Origin of the sequence: Streptomyces qaidamensis (assembly GCF_001611795.1) — a bacterium.
Taxonomy (GTDB): domain Bacteria; phylum Actinomycetota; class Actinomycetes; order Streptomycetales; family Streptomycetaceae; genus Streptomyces; species Streptomyces qaidamensis.
In genome coordinates this window covers 8022122-8038215 of sequence record NZ_CP015098.1, presented here as the reverse complement: position 1 = coordinate 8038215, position 16094 = coordinate 8022122, and the positions used below count along the sequence as shown (strand labels likewise).

The 16094-nt window shown below is 74.0% G+C and carries 13 protein-coding genes, 1 tRNA gene and 1 pseudogene; 5 read left to right on the top strand and 10 right to left on the bottom strand.

All coding sequences use genetic code 11. The features are described 5' to 3' along the window. Positions 1–304 precede the first annotated feature (304 nt). The 3 genes from A4E84_RS35260 to A4E84_RS35250 all read right to left on the bottom strand — a co-directional run bounded on the left by A4E84_RS35260 (position 305) and on the right by A4E84_RS35250 (position 2900). Positions 305–835, bottom strand: a complete 531-nt coding sequence (locus A4E84_RS35260; protein WP_418082238.1) for a hypothetical protein — start codon at positions 833–835, stop codon at positions 305–307. Beyond that, on the bottom strand, positions 832–1407 hold the full coding sequence (locus tag A4E84_RS35255) for an RNA polymerase sigma factor (protein ID WP_062930435.1): 576 nt from the start codon (positions 1405–1407) through the stop codon (positions 832–834). Before A4E84_RS35255 ends, A4E84_RS35260 begins: the two co-directional genes overlap by 4 nt. Before the next feature lie 62 nt (positions 1408–1469). Continuing rightward, positions 1470–2900, bottom strand: a complete 1431-nt coding sequence (locus tag A4E84_RS35250; protein WP_062930434.1) for a S8/S53 family peptidase — start codon at positions 2898–2900, stop codon at positions 1470–1472. 170 nt (positions 2901–3070) lie between these two features. On the opposite strand from A4E84_RS35250, the gene A4E84_RS35245 reads away from it, so the two are divergent. Further along, complete coding sequence (locus tag A4E84_RS35245; RefSeq protein WP_062930433.1) at positions 3071–5638, top strand: CHAT domain-containing protein; 2568 nt, start codon at positions 3071–3073, stop codon at positions 5636–5638. Positions 5639–5864: 226 nt separating this feature from the next. Here the strand turns inward: A4E84_RS35245 and A4E84_RS35240 are convergent, their stop codons facing one another. Continuing rightward, positions 5865–7586, bottom strand: a complete 1722-nt coding sequence (locus A4E84_RS35240) for a LuxR family transcriptional regulator AbsR2 (RefSeq protein WP_062930432.1) — start codon at positions 7584–7586, stop codon at positions 5865–5867. 99 nt (positions 7587–7685) lie between these two features. Between A4E84_RS35240 and A4E84_RS35235 the strand changes: the two are divergent. After that, a pseudogene (locus A4E84_RS35235) lies at positions 7686–8368 on the top strand (zinc metalloprotease). A 588-nt stretch (positions 8369–8956) separates the two neighbouring features. Further along, entirely contained in the window at positions 8957–10675 is a 1719-nt protein-coding gene (locus A4E84_RS35230) for an FAD-dependent monooxygenase (RefSeq protein WP_062931738.1), read from the top strand. 99 nt (positions 10676–10774) lie between these two features. Here A4E84_RS35230 and A4E84_RS45905 read toward each other — a convergent pair whose 3' ends face one another. From A4E84_RS45905 to A4E84_RS43115, 3 genes are all read right to left on the bottom strand, one after another. Further along, positions 10775–10852, bottom strand: coding sequence for a 50S ribosomal protein bL37 (locus A4E84_RS45905; RefSeq protein WP_370443954.1), 78 nt, complete (start codon positions 10850–10852; stop codon positions 10775–10777). A 245-nt stretch (positions 10853–11097) separates the two neighbouring features. Further along, positions 11098–11171: transfer RNA gene (locus A4E84_RS35225), tRNA-Pro, on the bottom strand. Between the two features lie 43 nt (positions 11172–11214). Next, positions 11215–11436 carry a hypothetical protein gene (locus A4E84_RS43115; protein ID WP_159029649.1) on the bottom strand — a complete coding sequence of 74 codons (222 nt, stop codon included), beginning with the start codon at positions 11434–11436 and terminating at the stop codon, positions 11215–11217. Between the two features lie 256 nt (positions 11437–11692). On the opposite strand from A4E84_RS43115, the gene A4E84_RS35220 reads away from it, so the two are divergent. After that, positions 11693–12037, top strand: a complete 345-nt coding sequence (locus A4E84_RS35220; protein WP_062930430.1) for a cupin domain-containing protein — start codon at positions 11693–11695, stop codon at positions 12035–12037. A gap of 13 nt (positions 12038–12050) precedes the next feature. Here the strand turns inward: A4E84_RS35220 and A4E84_RS35215 are convergent, their stop codons facing one another. Beyond that, on the bottom strand, positions 12051–13049 hold the full coding sequence (locus A4E84_RS35215) for a LacI family DNA-binding transcriptional regulator (protein ID WP_062930429.1): 999 nt from the start codon (positions 13047–13049) through the stop codon (positions 12051–12053). A gap of 111 nt (positions 13050–13160) precedes the next feature. Here A4E84_RS35215 and A4E84_RS35210 point away from each other — a divergent pair, with 111 nt between their 5' ends. Next, complete coding sequence (locus tag A4E84_RS35210; protein WP_062930428.1) at positions 13161–14324, top strand: Gfo/Idh/MocA family protein; 1164 nt, start codon at positions 13161–13163, stop codon at positions 14322–14324. A gap of 10 nt (positions 14325–14334) precedes the next feature. Here the strand turns inward: A4E84_RS35210 and A4E84_RS35205 are convergent, their stop codons facing one another. Both A4E84_RS35205 and A4E84_RS35200 read right to left on the bottom strand, forming a co-directional pair. Next, complete coding sequence (locus A4E84_RS35205) at positions 14335–14946, bottom strand: TMEM175 family protein (protein ID WP_174569485.1); 612 nt, start codon at positions 14944–14946, stop codon at positions 14335–14337. A gap of 64 nt (positions 14947–15010) precedes the next feature. Then, on the bottom strand, positions 15011–16042 hold the full coding sequence (locus tag A4E84_RS35200) for a LacI family DNA-binding transcriptional regulator (protein WP_062930427.1): 1032 nt from the start codon (positions 16040–16042) through the stop codon (positions 15011–15013). Positions 16043–16094: the final 52 nt, after the last annotated feature.

Genomic DNA, 16094 nt, shown 5'->3' with positions numbered 1-16094 from the left:
CCGGACCCGCCGCGCACCCCACCACGACAGGACCCATCCCGCGACGATCACCGCCGGCAGGATGAACACGTAACCGGGGACTACGTCCACTGTGAATTGCTACGCGACATCGAGGTCAGGCCGGCCTGCCGCTGGGCGATGTGGTTGCCCATGTCGATCAACCCTACGGTCGGGTGTTTGACGGACGGCAGGTCACCGGAAGGCATCCGGGTCTTCACTCCAGCCCGAGGCCGAGCCGGGCGTGACCCGCGCCGGGCAGTCCCCACGGCGTGGCGACTCCGCCGAAGGCGTGCGGACGCACCCCCTACGCCCGCAGCCACTCCGTCACCACCACATCCCCGGCCGTACACAAGCGCAGGGCGAACGGCCCCGTCAGCGGCGTGTCGCCGGTGAAACGGCCCAAGTCGTCGGCCGTGAGCGGGGAGCCGGGCCGCGGCCCGCCGAGGACCTCGATGCGGGCCGGCTGCGGCGGCAGCACCTGGCCCATCAGCCCCTGTGCGGTCACCTCGACGTCGACGGTCACCTCACCCGCCCGGAAGGTCAGCATCCGGGGCGCATCGGTGACGCCCCGGACGGGGAGGGCGTCGACCAGCGAGTCGAAGGTCAGCTCGGCCACGCGCGCGTCGAGGTCGTGCAGCGCGTAGGCGTCGACCGCGATCTGCTGGAGCTCCGCCGGCACCGGGTCGAGGACGGCGGCGGCCTGCCGCAGCTCCTGCTCCAGCATCCCGGCGTCGAACTCCTCGTCGCCGAAGTCCCCTTCGCCGGACAGGTCGTCCTCGTACAGGTCGTGGTCGTACAGTCCGTCGTCGTACCGGTCGCCGTTCATGTCGCTCATATCGCCCCCCGTGCCTCCAGCCGGGACCGCAGACGCCGCAGACAGCGCTGGCGCAGCGGTCCGATGCTGCCCACCGCGATCCCGAGCGCGGCGGACACGTCCTGGTAGCTGGGCGGCGGCGTGGCCATCAGCACGCGCAGCAACTGCCTGCACCGCTCGCCGAGTTCCTCGAACTCCTGCCACAGCCGCCGGACGCGTTCGCTCTGCGCGGCGGCCTCCTCCGAGTCGAGCAGCGACTGTTCCGGCGTGCCGTCCTCGCTGACCCGGTCCAGCAGCCGCGGATCGTCCGTCAGGGTCACCCGCTGCGCACTCCGGATGACCTTGAGGCACTCGTGGCGCGCGGTGCTCGCCAGCCAGGCGCCCGCCTTGCCGGGCTCGCGGATCCGCCCGAGGTGCTGGGCGAAGCGGAACCAGGCCGTCTGGTAGACCTCATGGGCGTCGGCGTCGGAGAGCCGGTGGGCCCGGACGACGGACCAGACCAGCGGGCTCAGCCCTTCCACGAGCGCCTTCCAGGCTGCCGCGTCACCGTCGGCGGCTGCCTGGACGAGCGCGCCGGCATCAGTACGGTCCACGGCAGCCCCACCCCTCGAATACGGCACGTCATCGTACGCCGTGGAGGGGACGGCCCCGGCCCTCACAGCCCGGGGCCGAGGCGCACGACCGGGACCGGGCGCCAGGTGGGCGGACGCAGCGCCGGGACCTGCGCGCCCCGTACGTCCGCGAACTCCGCGTCGGCGGCCAGCAGTTGCCGCCGGGCCGCGCGCGGGTCGGTCTCCTTGTGCGCCGTCATGTGGGCGGCCACGAGGCCGGCGGTCACGGGGGTGGCGAAGGAGGTGCCGCTCCACTGCGCGTACCCCTCGAACATCACCTGGTCCGGCTTGACGGCGTCGCCCTCGTCGCTCAGCACGCCGCTGTGGCGGGGGTGCTGGCAGGTGCAGCCGTAGGAGAAGCCGTAGCGGCAGGCGTCGTACGTGGAGTGCTGGTACACGTACGGGACGGGTGCGTCGAAGCCGGTGAGGGCGCTGGTGAGGCGCTCTCCGGGAGCGTAGACCTTCACCCACGGGCCGTGGTTGGTGAAGCATGCGCCGGACTCGCCGTCGCTGCGCAGGGCGCCGACCGACAGCACGGAGTCCTCCCAGCCGGGCAGGTCGGCGTAGGCGGCGGGCCAGAACGGCGCGGCGCTCGCGTTGTTGCCCGCGGCGGCGACCAGCAGGGTGCGCTGCTCGCGCAGTTCCCGCATGAAGTTCTCGACGCCGAGCAGGCCGTCGGTGCGGCCGTTGGAGGTGCCGGCGGAAAGGCTGAGCACGTCGGGCCAGCCGCCGGCGTCGACGGCCTCGAAGAGCTTCTCGCCGAACTCGGACTCCAGGATGGCGCCCGCGTCGTTGAGGCTGCCGCGCACGGTGATGTCGGTGTTGGGCGCGACGGCCGCGACGAGCCCGGCGATGAACGTGCCGTGTCCGACATACTGCTGGAGGACGCCCCGGTCGTCGCACTCCTGGATCTGGGCGTCGCCGCCGGTGTGGGCGAGCAGGCCGCAGGAGCGGTAGTCGTGCATGAGGCCGGTGTCGACGACGAGGACGCCGACGGCCGTGTCCGGGTCGTGGGGCGTGCCGGCGGCGGCCGGGTTGGGCGGCTCGCTGAGCGGGGCGGGGACAGGTTCGTCGCCGGGGCAGGCGTTGACCGCGATGTGCACGACGTGGTTGCGGGCGACCATCCGGTGCCCGGCCCGGGACTCGTGCTCCCGGACGGAGCGCAGGGCGTGGGCGACGGCGCGGTCGGTGTCCCGGGCGCCCTCCCCGGGGTCGCCGACGCGGATGCGGGTGATGCCGCTGCGGTTGGTCTGCGGGCCCGCGCGGCGGATCTGCTCCTGGTCGAGGTCGGGTGCGGCCGTGAAGTGCGCCCGTACCGTGTCCTCGACGATCCGGGCCTCCTCGCCGTCGCGGACGAGGACCACACCCTTCTCGTACATGAACTCCGCCGATTCGTCCGGGCCCATCGCCAGCGGGACGTCCGGCATCGAGCGCTGGATCTGGTCGAACTGCTCGTGGAATCGCTGAGGTGCCATGGCGGGTCCTCCCGTTGGTGCGACGGCGTCGGCCGGTTCCGCTGAGCGGTCGTCAACATGAGCCGCCTCGACGTCTCTTGATACAGCTCGACACCTGTGTGGTGCGCTCCGGGACCACTACCATCCGAGGAGTGACAGCGGGAAGCGACTCGGTTACGGAACTGCTGCCGATGGTGTTCGCCGACCCGGGCGAGGCTCTCGCGAGGGCCCGGGCGCTGCTCGACGCCGACCCCTCCCCGCTGGACGCCTCCGTCGCCCACCAGGTGATCGGCATCTGGCAGCGGGACTTCGGCGATCTGCGGCTCGCGCTGCACCACCTGCGGCGGGCCCGGGAGTGCGCGGCGCGCGCGGACTCGGCCGACCGGGAGGCGGACGTGCTGGCCACACTGGGCGTGGCGCTGGTGCACGCGGGCCGCACCCGGGAGGGCCTGGCGGCGTTCGAGCGGGGTGTGGCGCGCGGCGGCGGGCACACCAGAGCGCGGGTGCTGTACCGGCGGGCGTACGTGTGGTGGGTCCTCGGTCACCATCGGGAGGCGCTGGAGGACGTGCGCCGGGCGGTGCCGGTGCTGCGGCAGGCGGACGACGTGATCTGGACGGCACGGGCGCTGACCCTGCGGGCCACCGTGCATCTGGCGCTGGGGTCGGTGGAGCGGGCGGAGGCGGACTTCACCGCGGCCGAGGCGCTGTGGGACACCACCGGCCAGGAGCACGACAAGGCCGACGCGGTGGAGAGCCGGGGCCTGGCCGCGTTCCGGTCGGGGGACGTGCCGGTGGCGCTGCGGCTGCTGGACGAGGCGGAGGAGCGGTACGCCCGGCTCGGCACGCCGACGTTCATGCTGAACATCCGGCGCTGCGAGGTGCTGATGGCGGCCGGTCTCGCGCCGGAGGCGCTGGCCGAGGCGGACGCTGCGATCGGGAAGCTGGACGGGATCGGCGGGCAGTCCACCCGCAAGGCGGAGCTGCTGCTGGCCGCCGCACGGGCCGCGAGACTGGCCGGGGATGCGCACACGGCGATCGCCCGCGCGGCCCTCGCGGTACGGCTGTTCGCCGGGCAGCGGCGCACCTGGTGGGAGACGCACGCCCGGCTGGTGCTGATCGAGGCGCGGCACGCGGCCGGGCGCGGCTCGGGGCGGCTGGTCGCCGACGCCGCCGCGGTGGCCGGGAAGCTGGCCTCCTTCGGCGCCCCGGCCGCACCGGAGGCGTCGCTGCTCGCGGGCCGGATCGCGCTGGACCTGGGCTGGACGGCGGACGCGGAGCGGCACTTGGCCGTGGCCGCGCGCAGCCGGCGCAGCGGCCCGCCGCTGGCACGGTTGACGGGCTGGGCGGCGCAGGCACTGCGGGCGCAGGCCGGCGGGTCGGCCCGGGGCGTGCTGGAGGCATGTCGGCGGGGCCTGGACGTACTGGACGACCACCGGATGACGCTGGGCGCCTCGGAGCTGCGGGCGCGCGCCACCGAACAGGGCGCGGAACTGGCGGCGTTGGCGCAGCGGGCCAGTCTGGTCTCCGGCGGGCCGCGGCGGCTGCTGGTGTGGAGCGAGCGCTGGCGCGCCACGGTGCTGTCCACCCCGCCGACGCGGCCGCCCGCCGACCCGGAGCTGCTCAGCGGCATGACGGCCTTCCGTGAGATCGCCTCGCGTGCGGAGGCCGCCCGGATGGAGGGCCGGCCGGTCCCGGCGCTGGAGCGCGAACAGCGGCGCCTGGAGCGGGAGATCCGTTCCCGCACGCTGCACATGAGGGGCGAGGCGCCCGGCATCGGCGACCGGTTCGACGTCGGCCGGCTGCTGGAGCGACTGGGTGACGAGGTCCTGCTGGTGGAACTCGCCGTGCTCGGCGGCCGGGTGCAGGTGCTGCTGTGCGGGCGGGGACGGGTGCGCCGGTTCGAGGCCGGGCTGCTCGCCGAGGCGGAGACCGAGGCCGAGCACGTACAGGCAGGGTTGCGGCGGCTGGCCCACCCCGGGGCGGAGGCCCGGCTTGCGGTGGTGGAGGCGGCGGGGCGGCGGCTGGAGGAACTGCTCCTCGGTCCGGCCGCGGCGCACCTGGGCGGCGGTCCGGTGGTGATCGTGCCGCCGGGGCGGCTGCACCGGGTGCCATGGGCGCTGCTGCCGTCGTTGCGGGAGCGGGTGCTCAGCGTGTCGCCGTCGGCGGGCAGCTGGCTGCGGGCCCGGGAGACCGCGCCGCCGCCGGACGGCTGCCATGTGCTGGTGCGCGGCCCGGGCCTGGCGACCGGCGGTGCCGAGGTGCCCGAGCTGGCCGGCCGGTACGGCTGTGCGACGGTCCTCGAGGGGGACGGGGCGCGGGTGCCGCGGGTGCTGGAGGAGCTGGACGGGGCCGCGCTGGCGCACATCGCCGCGCACGGCACGTTCCGCGCGGACAGTCCGCTGTTCTCGTCCCTGCGGATGGCCGACGGGCCGATCGTCGTGCACGACTTCGAGCGGCTGGACCGCAGCCCCTACCGGATCATCCTGTCCTGCTGCGACACCGCCCGCCTGGCCTCGGTCGGTGCCGACGAACTGCTGGGCCTGGTCACTGCGTTGCTGCCGCTCGGCACGGCCGGGGTGGTGGCGTGCAGCGCACCGGTCAACGACGCCGCGGTGGTGCCGCTGATGCTGGCGCTGCACAAGGGCGTCGACGCCGGCCTGTCCCTGGCGGAGGCGCTGCGCGATGCCCGGGCCGCCCAGCCGGACGACGCCCTGCACCAGGCCACGGGGTGGGCGTTCTCGGCGTTCGGGGCGGCCTGACCCGTCCCCTGTTCGGGTCAGGCCGCCGGTCCTGAGGACCCGGCTCAAGCCGGCTGGGCTTCCGGCGCGGGGGCCGTCCACGCCAGAGCCCCACGATCGCTCGTGCCGAGCCGGACATAGGCGCTGAACAGGTCGACGCCAACGGCGCCGGCCAACACAGTGAGGCATTCGGGGCGGCCTGACCCGTCCCCTGTTCGGGTCAGGCCGCCGGTCCTGAGGACCCGGCTCAAGCCGGCTGGGCTTCCGGCGCGGGGGCCGTCCACGCCAGAGCGCCACGATCGCTCGTGCCGAGCCGGGCGTAGGCGCCGTACAGGTGGTTGCCGACGGTGCGGACGGAAAGGGTGAGGCGTTCGGCGATCTGCCGGTTGGTCAGGCCGGCCGCGGCGAGGGTGACGATCTGCCGCTGCCGGGCGGTGAGTTCGCCGAGGACCAGCCCGGACAGCGCGGGGGTGCGGGCGCCCTGGCAGCTCCGGGCCAGGGCGACGGCCCGGGTGCGGGAGTGCCGGGCGGCGCGCGGGTCGCGGTGGGCGCGTACGGCCTGGGCATGCGCTTCGGCCGCGAAGAGCAGGAAGCCGCGCCGCTCCAGTTCCCGGGCCACCTCGTCCAGGTCCGGGCCGTCGGCGCGGGTGAGGGCGTCGGCGTGCCGGGCGAACACGCCGTCGAGCCGGTCGATGACTTTCTCCGGGGCGCCGAGACGGACGGCGTCGTAGGGGTCGGTGACGGCCTCAGGGTCGAGGTCGCCCAGGTGGTCCACCGTCGCCGAGGCGCGGTGGAGTTCCGCCCGGCAGGAGGCGTGCGCGGGGTCGCTCCGCAGGCCTTCCCGAGCCCAGGCGGCGGCCTCCCGCACCTCTCCGCGCAGCCGCGCGTAGCGGGCACGCACCGCGGCGTACCCGCCCGGCAGGGGCCCGCCCTCGGCGGCCTGCCACTCCCCCACCGGGGCAGCCGTCGCCCGTACGTCGGCCCGGTCGATCCGGCGGGCCAGGGCCGCGCACTCGGCGTCGAGGGCGGCGGCGTACTCCTCCGGTGCCCGGGCCAGCCGGCGTGCCCGCAGCCGGCCCGCCGCGGCCCGGAGCACCGGCCCGTACAGGGGGTGGGCGAGTCGGACGGCACCGTGGTCGTCGACCTCGATCAGGCCGTCCGACTCCAGGGCTTCGAGGGCCCCGAGGTCCAGGTCGTCCATGTCCGGGGGCAGGGGCTCGGCGAAGGCGAGGCGGTCCAGGGTCTCCCGTTCGAGCGGGCGGCTCCGGCCGAGGACGGGGGCGGTGCGTTCGCGTACGGCCGTGGTCAGCGGGACCGGGCCCCGCCACGCGCGTTCGCCGGTGTCCGGGACCGGGGTCAGCTGCCCGCGCACCGCGCCCAGCAGGTCGCGCAGCAGCCCCAGGTCGCCCTGGCTCAGGCGGTGCAGCCGGTTGAGGGTGAGCGCGTCGAGAGGGCCGGCGCCGGCCGTGAGCAGCCGGCCGGTCTCCTCCTTCGGCAGTGTCTCCAGTGCGAGGCGCGGCAGGAGTTCACCGGTCCACAGCCGGGAGATCGCGCCGGGCACGGGCATGCCGTCGGTGGCGACGACCAGCAGCCGGGTTCGTCCGTGGACGGCGAGTTGATGGACCAGGGCTGCGGAGGCGTCGTCGAGAAGGTGCGCGTCGTCCACCAGCAGTGTGCGGACACCGGACAGCAGCCGGACCGCGCGGTGCAGTGTGACCGACTCGGGAAGCAGATGTGCGAACGCGGCGAACGGGACGGTCCGGCTCCCGGGCGTGCCGGCCGCCCGGGCGCAGTCGGTGCCGCGGATCGCCTCGGTGACGAGGCGGGTCTTCCCGCAGCCCGCCGGGCCCGTCACCACGATGCCGCGCCGCACGCCGGTCAACGACCTGCGGACCAGCTCCAGTTCGTCCTCCCGCCCGGCGAACGGCCAGGGCAGCTCCAGCGTCGTCGCGTCCCTCTCGTAAGTCATCACACAGACATGAGCGCGACTACTCACCTTTGATACAGGGCGACTTGAGTAGCCCCCGACTCAGGCGCCGGGGGCGGGCCGCAGGGCAGGCTGTGGCCCATGACCGCACGCTACTGCTCGCTGGCACAGGCGCCGGCGCCCGCCTTCGCACCGGGGCTGGCGGCCGAGCGGCTGAGCGCGCTCGCGAGCGGGCGGCGGATGTGGGTCAACGGCACCGTCCTGCACTACTGGTTCTTCGACGGCGACTCCGACGCGTCCGTCATCCCCGTGCCGGGGAGGGGGATGACGCGACGGGTGCCGTGGGCCGGCGCCGAGGAGCAGCGGGACGTGGTGCGCGCGGGTTTCCGGGAGTGGCAGGACCTCGGCATCGGGATCACCTTCGCCGAGGTCGGCGACCGCTCGGAGGCAGAACTGCGCATCGGGTTCCAGGCCGGTGACGGCTCCTGGTCGAGGGTGGGCCGGGAGGCGCTGCCGGCCGGCGGGCGGGACCGCACCATGAACTTCGGCTGGGACCTGACCGCGCAGGGGGAGCACGGGACGGCCCTGCACCGGATCGGCCACGCGCTCGGCCTGCTGAGGCCACCTTCGGCGACTGCGACGCCGTCATGGTGCTCTTCGAGGAGCGGGACGGGGAGCCCCGCTACCTCGCCGGCCGGGACGACGGGGGAACTCCGCACAACGCCACGATCGGCGCCCGGCTCGTCAAGGGCCGCCGTCACGTCGTCCGCGTACGCCTGTACTCCGCCTGGGGTGCCGGCGGGACGGCGGTGATGTGCTGGTGACGGCACGGATCCGCCGCGCGGACACCTGAGCCACAGTCCGGCACCGGGGGAGCGGTCGAGGACGTCGCCCATGGGGGTGGGTGACGTCCTCGACCACGCCATGTACCGGGGATACCGGCTCTCGCGGGTCGCGTGCGGCCCGCAGGCGCATGCGCCGCCACCCGCTCGTTCACGCCCATGTCGCGCCGGGGCGGGGGCGCACGAGCGACGTCCGTGATACCGCCGGGGGCGGGCGGTGACCGGACTGTTCCTGCGTACGCCGGCGTTCGCCCGCGCTCTCGCGCGGGCGGTCACCAGTGCCTTCTGCTCGCCGCGGCCCTGCTGGGCCTGTTCGTCGGCCAGGGGGTGTCGCTGGGGGCGCTGCTCGGCGCCTCGGCGTTCCTGGCGCAGGCGGTGGGTGGCCGTGCTGCTCATGCCGCTCTTCGTCCGCGGCCAGTCCGGACGGGACCGCGTCCTGCTGTGAATCGGCCGGCAGGACGGGCTCACGGCCGTGCTGCTGCTCTCACCCTCGAACGCGACTTCCCGAAGACGGTCGGCATCGTCGCCCCGGCCGCCGTGAAGTCGCTGATCGTCTCGCGGCGGTGGACCATGGAGGCGGAGCGGCAGGGGGGCTCTCGGCAGGAGACGCCGGTGGTGGACACAGATGTGCTGGTCGTGGGCGCGGGACCGGTCGGGCTGACCGCGGCGGCGGAGCTGCGGCGGCAGGGCGCCGCCTGCCGGATCATCGACAGACTGCCGGCCCGGCTGCCGTACGCCAAGGCGGTGGGCGTCCAGCCGCGGACGCTGGAGGTCTGGGACCGGATGGGCATGGTGCGCGCCGCGCTGGAGGCGGCCGTGCCGATGCGCGGGCAGGTGATGTACGCCGACGGCGTCGAGCAGGCCCGCTTCGAGCTGCGGCTGCCGCCGGAGGTCCCCTACGCCTTCGCGGCCCTGCCGCAGTACGAGACGGAACGGATCCTCGAGGAGCACCTCGCCCGCTTCGGCACGGGGATCGAGCGGGGCACCGAACTGCTGGACTTCACGCAGGACGAGAACGGAGTGGTGAGCCGGATCGTCACGGCGTCCGGTGCGCAGGAGGAGCTGCGGTCGCGGTTCCTGGTCGGCTGCGACGGGGCGCACAGCACCGTGCGCAAGAAGCTCGGGCTCACCTTCGAGGGGGGTGCGTTCCCGGAGGAGTACATGCTCGCCGACGTGGAGGTGGACTGGAGCCTGCCGGAGGGCTACGGCGTGCGGTCCCTGCACCACGACGCCGAGGGCCGTGTCGACGACGCCCTGGTCTGCATCCCGCTGCCCGGGGACCGCCGGTACCGCATGTCGATGCTGGTGCCGCCCGAGCTCTCGACGCGGGGTGAGAACGCCGCGCGGGGTGAGACGCCTCACGGCCTGGAGGGCGGGCGCGCACCGCGTGTGGAGCACATCCAGGCGGTCATCGACCGGCTGTCACCGGAGCCCGCCACCGCCTCCGCCCTGCGCTGGTCGTCGGTGTTCCGCATCAGTCACCGACTCGTCGACCGGTACGCGGCGGGCCGGGTGTTCGTCGCCGGGGACGCCGCGCACATCCACCCGCCGACCGGGGCGCAGGGCATGAACACCGGCATCCAGGACGCCTGCAACCTGGCGTGGAAGCTGGCCCTCGCCCTGGACGGCGGCGCCCATCCCCGGCTCCTCGACAGCTACGACGCCGAACGCCGCCCCGTCGGTGAGGAGGTGGTCGGACGCACGGTCCGCCATGCCACGGCGGGCGGCGTCCAGACCGCGAAGGAGGACAGGACCACGGTGATGCTGCGCGAGGCGCAACTGCTCGTCGCCTACCCGGACAGCCCCCTGACCGCGACCAACGGCGCGGGCCCCGCGGACGCGGACTCCCCCGCCCCGGGCGACCGGGCTCCGGACTGCCGCGGCCTCACCACCAGCCTGGCCACGACGCCTTTGCGCCTCTACGACCTGCTGCGCGACCGCGGACACGTCCTGGTCCTCTACGCCGGCTCGGCCGACGCGCTCACCGCCTGCCGCGACACGGCCGCCACCGCCGACCGGCTGACGGGCGGCACGCTGCCCGCGGTCCTCGTCGCCGCCGGGGATGCGTACACGGCGCCGGCCGTGCACGTCCCGGCCGGCGCGGGCGGCAGGCACCTGCCCGTGTTCCGGGACGAGGCGGGAGAGTTCGCGCGACTGTACGGCGCGAAGGGTGCTGCGGCCTTCCTCATCCGCCCGGACGGCTATCTCGCCGCCCGCCTGGCACCGCTCGCGGCCGGGGAGACGGAGTCCGCGCTGGCCGACGTGCTCGGGCGGGTCTTCCGCCTGTGACGGCACCGGACGGCCAGAGGCCGTGACACGCCTGCGAACGCAAACGGGTGGGTGGCACCTGCCACCCACCCGTTTGCGTCGGCGCGCCCGCAGAACCTCTCAGGACTGCGGACGGCTGCCGTGGTTCGCGCCGTTCTTGCGGCGGGCCTTCTTCTTGCGACGTCGCTTCGAGGACATCGGACCTCCTCTTTCCGGCTTTCGGTCACGTGACTACAGAGCCACTTTCCAGCCGGCGCGAACGCAAACACACACGCCGCGGATGCACACGGGTGGCCTATGTCACGGGTGGGAGCCCGGCTCGGCCACGGTCGAACCTGAACACGGAAATACTGACGGAATCACTGATGGGATCACTGACGGAAATACTGAAGGGCTGTTTCCGGATACCTCCGAAAACAGCCCTGCCTTGCGACTCGTACGAGTCGGGACGACAGGATTTGAACCTGCGACCCCTTGACCCCCAGTCAAGTGCGCTACCAAGCTGCGCCACGTCCCGTTGCGCATCGCGCGGGTGAACCGCGTGATCACGCAGGTCAACCCTACCGCATGGGGAGCCGCCCCCCGGCCCGTACCGACGGCCGGTCCGGGCGCCGGGTCCAGCCGGCGAGACCCACCGTCGAGACGGCGACGGCGAGGACGGCCCACCAGGGGAGGCCCGCCTTGGTCGCGTGACCGGCGCAGGCCGCCACGGCCAGGAGTGCCGTAACAACCCCTCCGGGCAGCCCGGCCCATCGGGCGGGTCGTCGCCCCGTCTCCTCCACGTCCTGCTCCCCCTTCGCCCACACAGCCGCATGCCCTCAGGCGTCTCAACTCCTGGGCATATGCCGCAAACAATACGCCAATCGGCGGGAACTCCCGACCAGGGCATAGGGGTTGAGACGGACAAAGGCAGTGTCTGCCGGGGGCCGTTCCGGCCCCGGCCTCAGGAGCAGGGACGACGGAATGTCCGCCCGGCCCGCCCGACACCCCACACTCTGTCCAGGCCGCTCCCCCGCTCACCAGGGCTAAGGTCGCCGCATGACGCACAGCTTCGTACTCCACATCCCCGACGCCGAGCTCGAACCCGAGCCCCTCGCGCCCGGGCAGATCGTCTCCGGGACGCCCGAGGTGACCGGGAAGGTGGTCTGGGAGTCGGAGGACGGCCGTCAGGTCCGGGGCGTCTGGCAGATCACGCCGGGGGTGGTCACCGACACCGAGGCCGACGAACTGTTCGTCGTGATCAGCGGCTCGGCGACGATCGAGGTCGAAGGGGGGCCGACCCTCACGGTCGGGCCCGGCGACCTGGCCGTCCTGCGCGAGGGCGACCGTACGACGTGGACGGTGCACGAGACCCTGCGCAAGGCGTACGCGATCAACCTCTGAGCGAGGCGGGCAATCAGGGTGCCGGGGCCGTCGAACCCCGGATCTCCAGGGTCGGCGTGGCCAGTTGGACCCGGCCCGCTCCGCCGGGGCCCTCGAAGCGCTCCAGGAGGCAGCGGGCCGCGCGGCGGCCGACCTCGTGGCTGGTGTTGTCGACCGTCGTGAGCCACACGTGCCGCAGCCGGGCGATGCTCGTGTTGTCGTAGCCGACGACGGACAGGTCGCGCGGGACGCGCAGCCCCAGCTCCTCGGCCGCCGAGAGCACGCCGATGGCGGCCATGTCGTTGACGGCGAAGACGGCCGTGGGCCGTTCGGGGCCGCTGAGCAGCCGGACGGTCGTGCGGTAGCCGCCTTCCTCGGTCATGTCGCTCGGCTCGACCAGCGCCTGCTCCGACAGGCCGTGCCGGCGCATGGTCGCCTCGAAGCTGTCGCGCCGCAGCTCGCCCACCGCGCCGTAACCCGCGATGTGCGCGATACGGCGGTGCCCGAGGCCGATCAGGTGCTCGGCGACCAGCCGGGCGCCCCGCTCGTCGTCGCCCGCCACCACGTCCACGCCCGTCGGCGCCGGTTCGCGGGAGCCGGCCAGCACGACCGGGATCCGCTCGGCCACCGCGCCGAGGGCGGCCGGGTCGGGCAGCGTGCCGACCACGACCAGGCCGTCGACGCGCAGGTCCAGCAGCGGGTCGGCCGGGTCCTGGCCGGTGCGGCGGTTGAGGCGGGCGTCGGCCAGCAGCATGTGCAGGCCGTTGGCGTGCAGCAGGGAGTTCAGGCCGTCGAGGAGGTCGACGAACCAGGGGTTGCGCAGGTCGTTCAGGAGGACGCCGACCGTGCGGGTGCGCTGCTCGCTGAGGCTGCGGGCGGCGGCGTTGGGCCGGTAGCCGAGCTCCTGGGCGGCCCGGAGCACGGCGTCCCGCTTCTCGGGGCGTACCTGGTCGGAGCCGCGCAGCACCAGGGAGACCAGCGACTTGGAGACACCGGCCCGTTCGGCCACGTCCCGGATCGTCGGCTGTCTCATGGGATGGACCGTTCCATGCGGCGCCACGGCTTGTCAAAGGGTTGACAGCGTCGGCGAACCCCGCTCAGGGTGGCCTGGACAGGTTCTGGAACGGTCCAAAGAGGGGCTCTCATGGTGGACACGCTCGGCATCGCCGTCGTCGGATTCGGCTGGATGGGGCGGGTGCACACCCAGGCCTACGCGCGTGTACGGCACCACTATCCGCAGCTGCCCCTCGTCCCGGAGCTGGTGACGGTCGCCGAGGAGGTGCCGGGCCGGGCGGAGGGGGCCGCCGCGCAGTTCGGATTCGCCTCCACGACCCGCGACTGGCGCGAGGTGGCCGCCGACCCGCGGGTCGAGGCGGTCAGCATCACCGCGCCGAACTTCCTGCACCGCGAGATCGGCGTCGCCATGGCCGAGGCGGGCAAGCACATCTGGATCGAGAAGCCGGTGGGCCTGACCGCCGAGGACGCCCGTGCGGTGGCGGACGCGGTGGCCGCGGCGGGAGTGCAGGGCACCGTCGGCTTCAACTACCGCAACGCGCCCGCCGTCGAGGCGGCCCGCGAGCTGATCGCCACCGGGGAGATCGGCACCGTCACGCACGTCCGCGTACGGCTGTTCAGCGACTACGCCGCCCACCCCGAAGGCGCGCTGACCTGGCGGTACGAGCGGGAGCGGGGCGGCAGCGGGGTGCTGGGCGACCTGGCCTCGCACGGCGTGGACCTGGCCCGGTTCCTGCTCGGCGACATCACGTCCCTCGCCGCCGACACGGCGGTCTTCCTCCCGGAGCGGGCCCGCCCGGCCGGCGCCACGGCGGGCCACAGCCGCGCCGCCGGAGGTGAACTCGGCCCGGTGGAGAACGAGGACTACGTCAGCTGCCTGCTGCGCTTCGCTTCCGGGGCACGCGGAGTCCTGGAGGCCTGCCGGGTCTCGGTCGGCGAGCAGAACAACTACGGCTTCGAGGTGCACGGCACCAAGGGGGCGGTGTTCTGGGACTTCCGCCGCATGAACGAGCTCGGCGTCAGCCGCGGCACGACGTACCAGGACCAGTCCGTCACCACGGTCCACGTCGGCCCCGGCCACGGAGAGTTCGCCGCGTTTCAGCCGGGCGCGGCGAACGCGATGGGGTACGACGACCTGAAGGTCATCGAGGCGTACCGCTTCCTGACGTCGGTCGCCGAGGGCCGCGCGCACGGAGCGACGCTCACGGACGCCGTGCACAGCGCGGCCGCGCTGGACGCGATGGCGCGGTCCGCGCGGAGCGGGAGCTGGGCGGAGGTGGCCGGACGGGCGTGAAGCGGTCCCGTCAGCCCGGAGCCTGATGCCGCCGGCCCAGGTAGACCTTCACCGGGACGAGGACGAGCCACAGCCACATGATGGCGGGGCCGGTGACGAAGACCAGCGGGACGGTGACGAGGAAGACCACCACGATCGTGGCGCTGTCGAGGAGGTACAGCGGGGTCGTCGCGTCGGTGGGCGTGCCGTGGCGCAGCCAGGGGCGCCTGGCCAGGACGGCGGCCACCGCCAGGTGGCAGGCGCCGAGCGCGGCGACGGCCCCGGCGTAGACGGCGACGGTCACGGACTGGTCGCCGTACTCGGCGAGCAGCCGGGTGGGGAAGGGCACGAGGGCCGCGACGCCGAAGCCGACGACGGACAGGGCGACCACCTGCCCGTCCACCTCCCGCACCCCGCGGAAGATCCTGCGGTGGTCGCGCCAGTAGCTGCCGAGCACCGCGACGCTGAGCGCGTAGGCCCCGAGGTCGGGGAGCACCCGGCGCAGGGCCTCCCGGTACTCGGCGGGCTCCAGGTCCCGGGGCACGTAGAGATCCAGGACGAGCAGGGTGATGGCGATGGCGAACACGCCGTCGGCGAGCGCCAGCAACCGGTCCGGCCCGCCGTCCGGGCGTGATGTCCACATGGGCCCGACGGTAGGCGCGGCGCGGGCGCCGCTTCCGGACCCACGCCCGGTCGGGCCGTCCGGATCACACGGCCGCCTGCGGTGGCATGTTGTACGGCGTCACCACCTGGATCGCCGACGGCAGGGTCGGACCCGCCGGCGGCAGCGCGTCGTGGGCGCGCATGACGGTGTGGCAGGCCTCGCGGACGTCCTGGCGGAGGTCGTGGTGGAGCACGGCGGACAGGCGGTGCTCGCGCAGCAGCCGGGTGTTGTCGTGGTCGAGGTCGTGCGCGACGAAGACCGCGCAGTCGCGCCCGAGGTCGTCGAAGGCGCGCAGCGTGGCGATGTTGCCGCCGCCGATCGAGTACACCGCGCGGATGTCCGGGTCGCGTTCCAGTGCGGCCCGGACGAGGTCGTACTGGGTGGCGTCCAGGCCCTGGCCCTCGGCGATCTCGACCAGCGTGCGCTCGGGGTGCCGTGCGCGCATCGCACTGCGGAAGCCCATCTCACGCTCTTCCTCATTGCGGAAGAAGCCGCTGCTGAGGCTGGTGAGAATGTTGCCCGGGCGCTCCCCCAGCCACTGTCCCATCAGGTAGGCGGCCGTCGCTCCCGCCGCCCGGTCGTCTATGCCGACGTAGGCACGGCGGGCACTGGCGGGCAGGTCGGTCACCAGTGTCACGACCGGGACGCCGGCGGCTTCGAGCCGGCCGACCGCGGCGGTCACCTCGGGGACGTCCGGGGCCTTGAGGATCACGCCCTGCGAGCCGCGCCGGGCGATGCCGTCCAGGGTCCGCACCAGCTCCCCGGCCGGGCCGGTCTCGCGGAAGTGGAAGCGGGAGCGCAGCACCGCCGGACGCAGGGACGGCAGTTCTGCCTCCAGGGCGGCGCGGATGGCCGTGGTGAACCGCTCGGGCGCCTGCATCACGATGTCGACCATGAACGTCCGGCCGACGAGCCGCACCTGTGTGCGCTGCCGGTCGAGGTCGGCGATGGCCTGGCGGACCTCCCGTGCGGTGCTCTCGCGCACGCCGCCCCTGCCGTTCAGCACCCGGTCGACGGTCGCCTCGCTCAGGCCCGCCTGACGTGCGATCTCCCGGATCGGGAACGGGTGGCCCATGCGCCGGCTCCTTGAGGGGTTTTTGATGGCTCACTGCTGGTTGTTCGAGGTG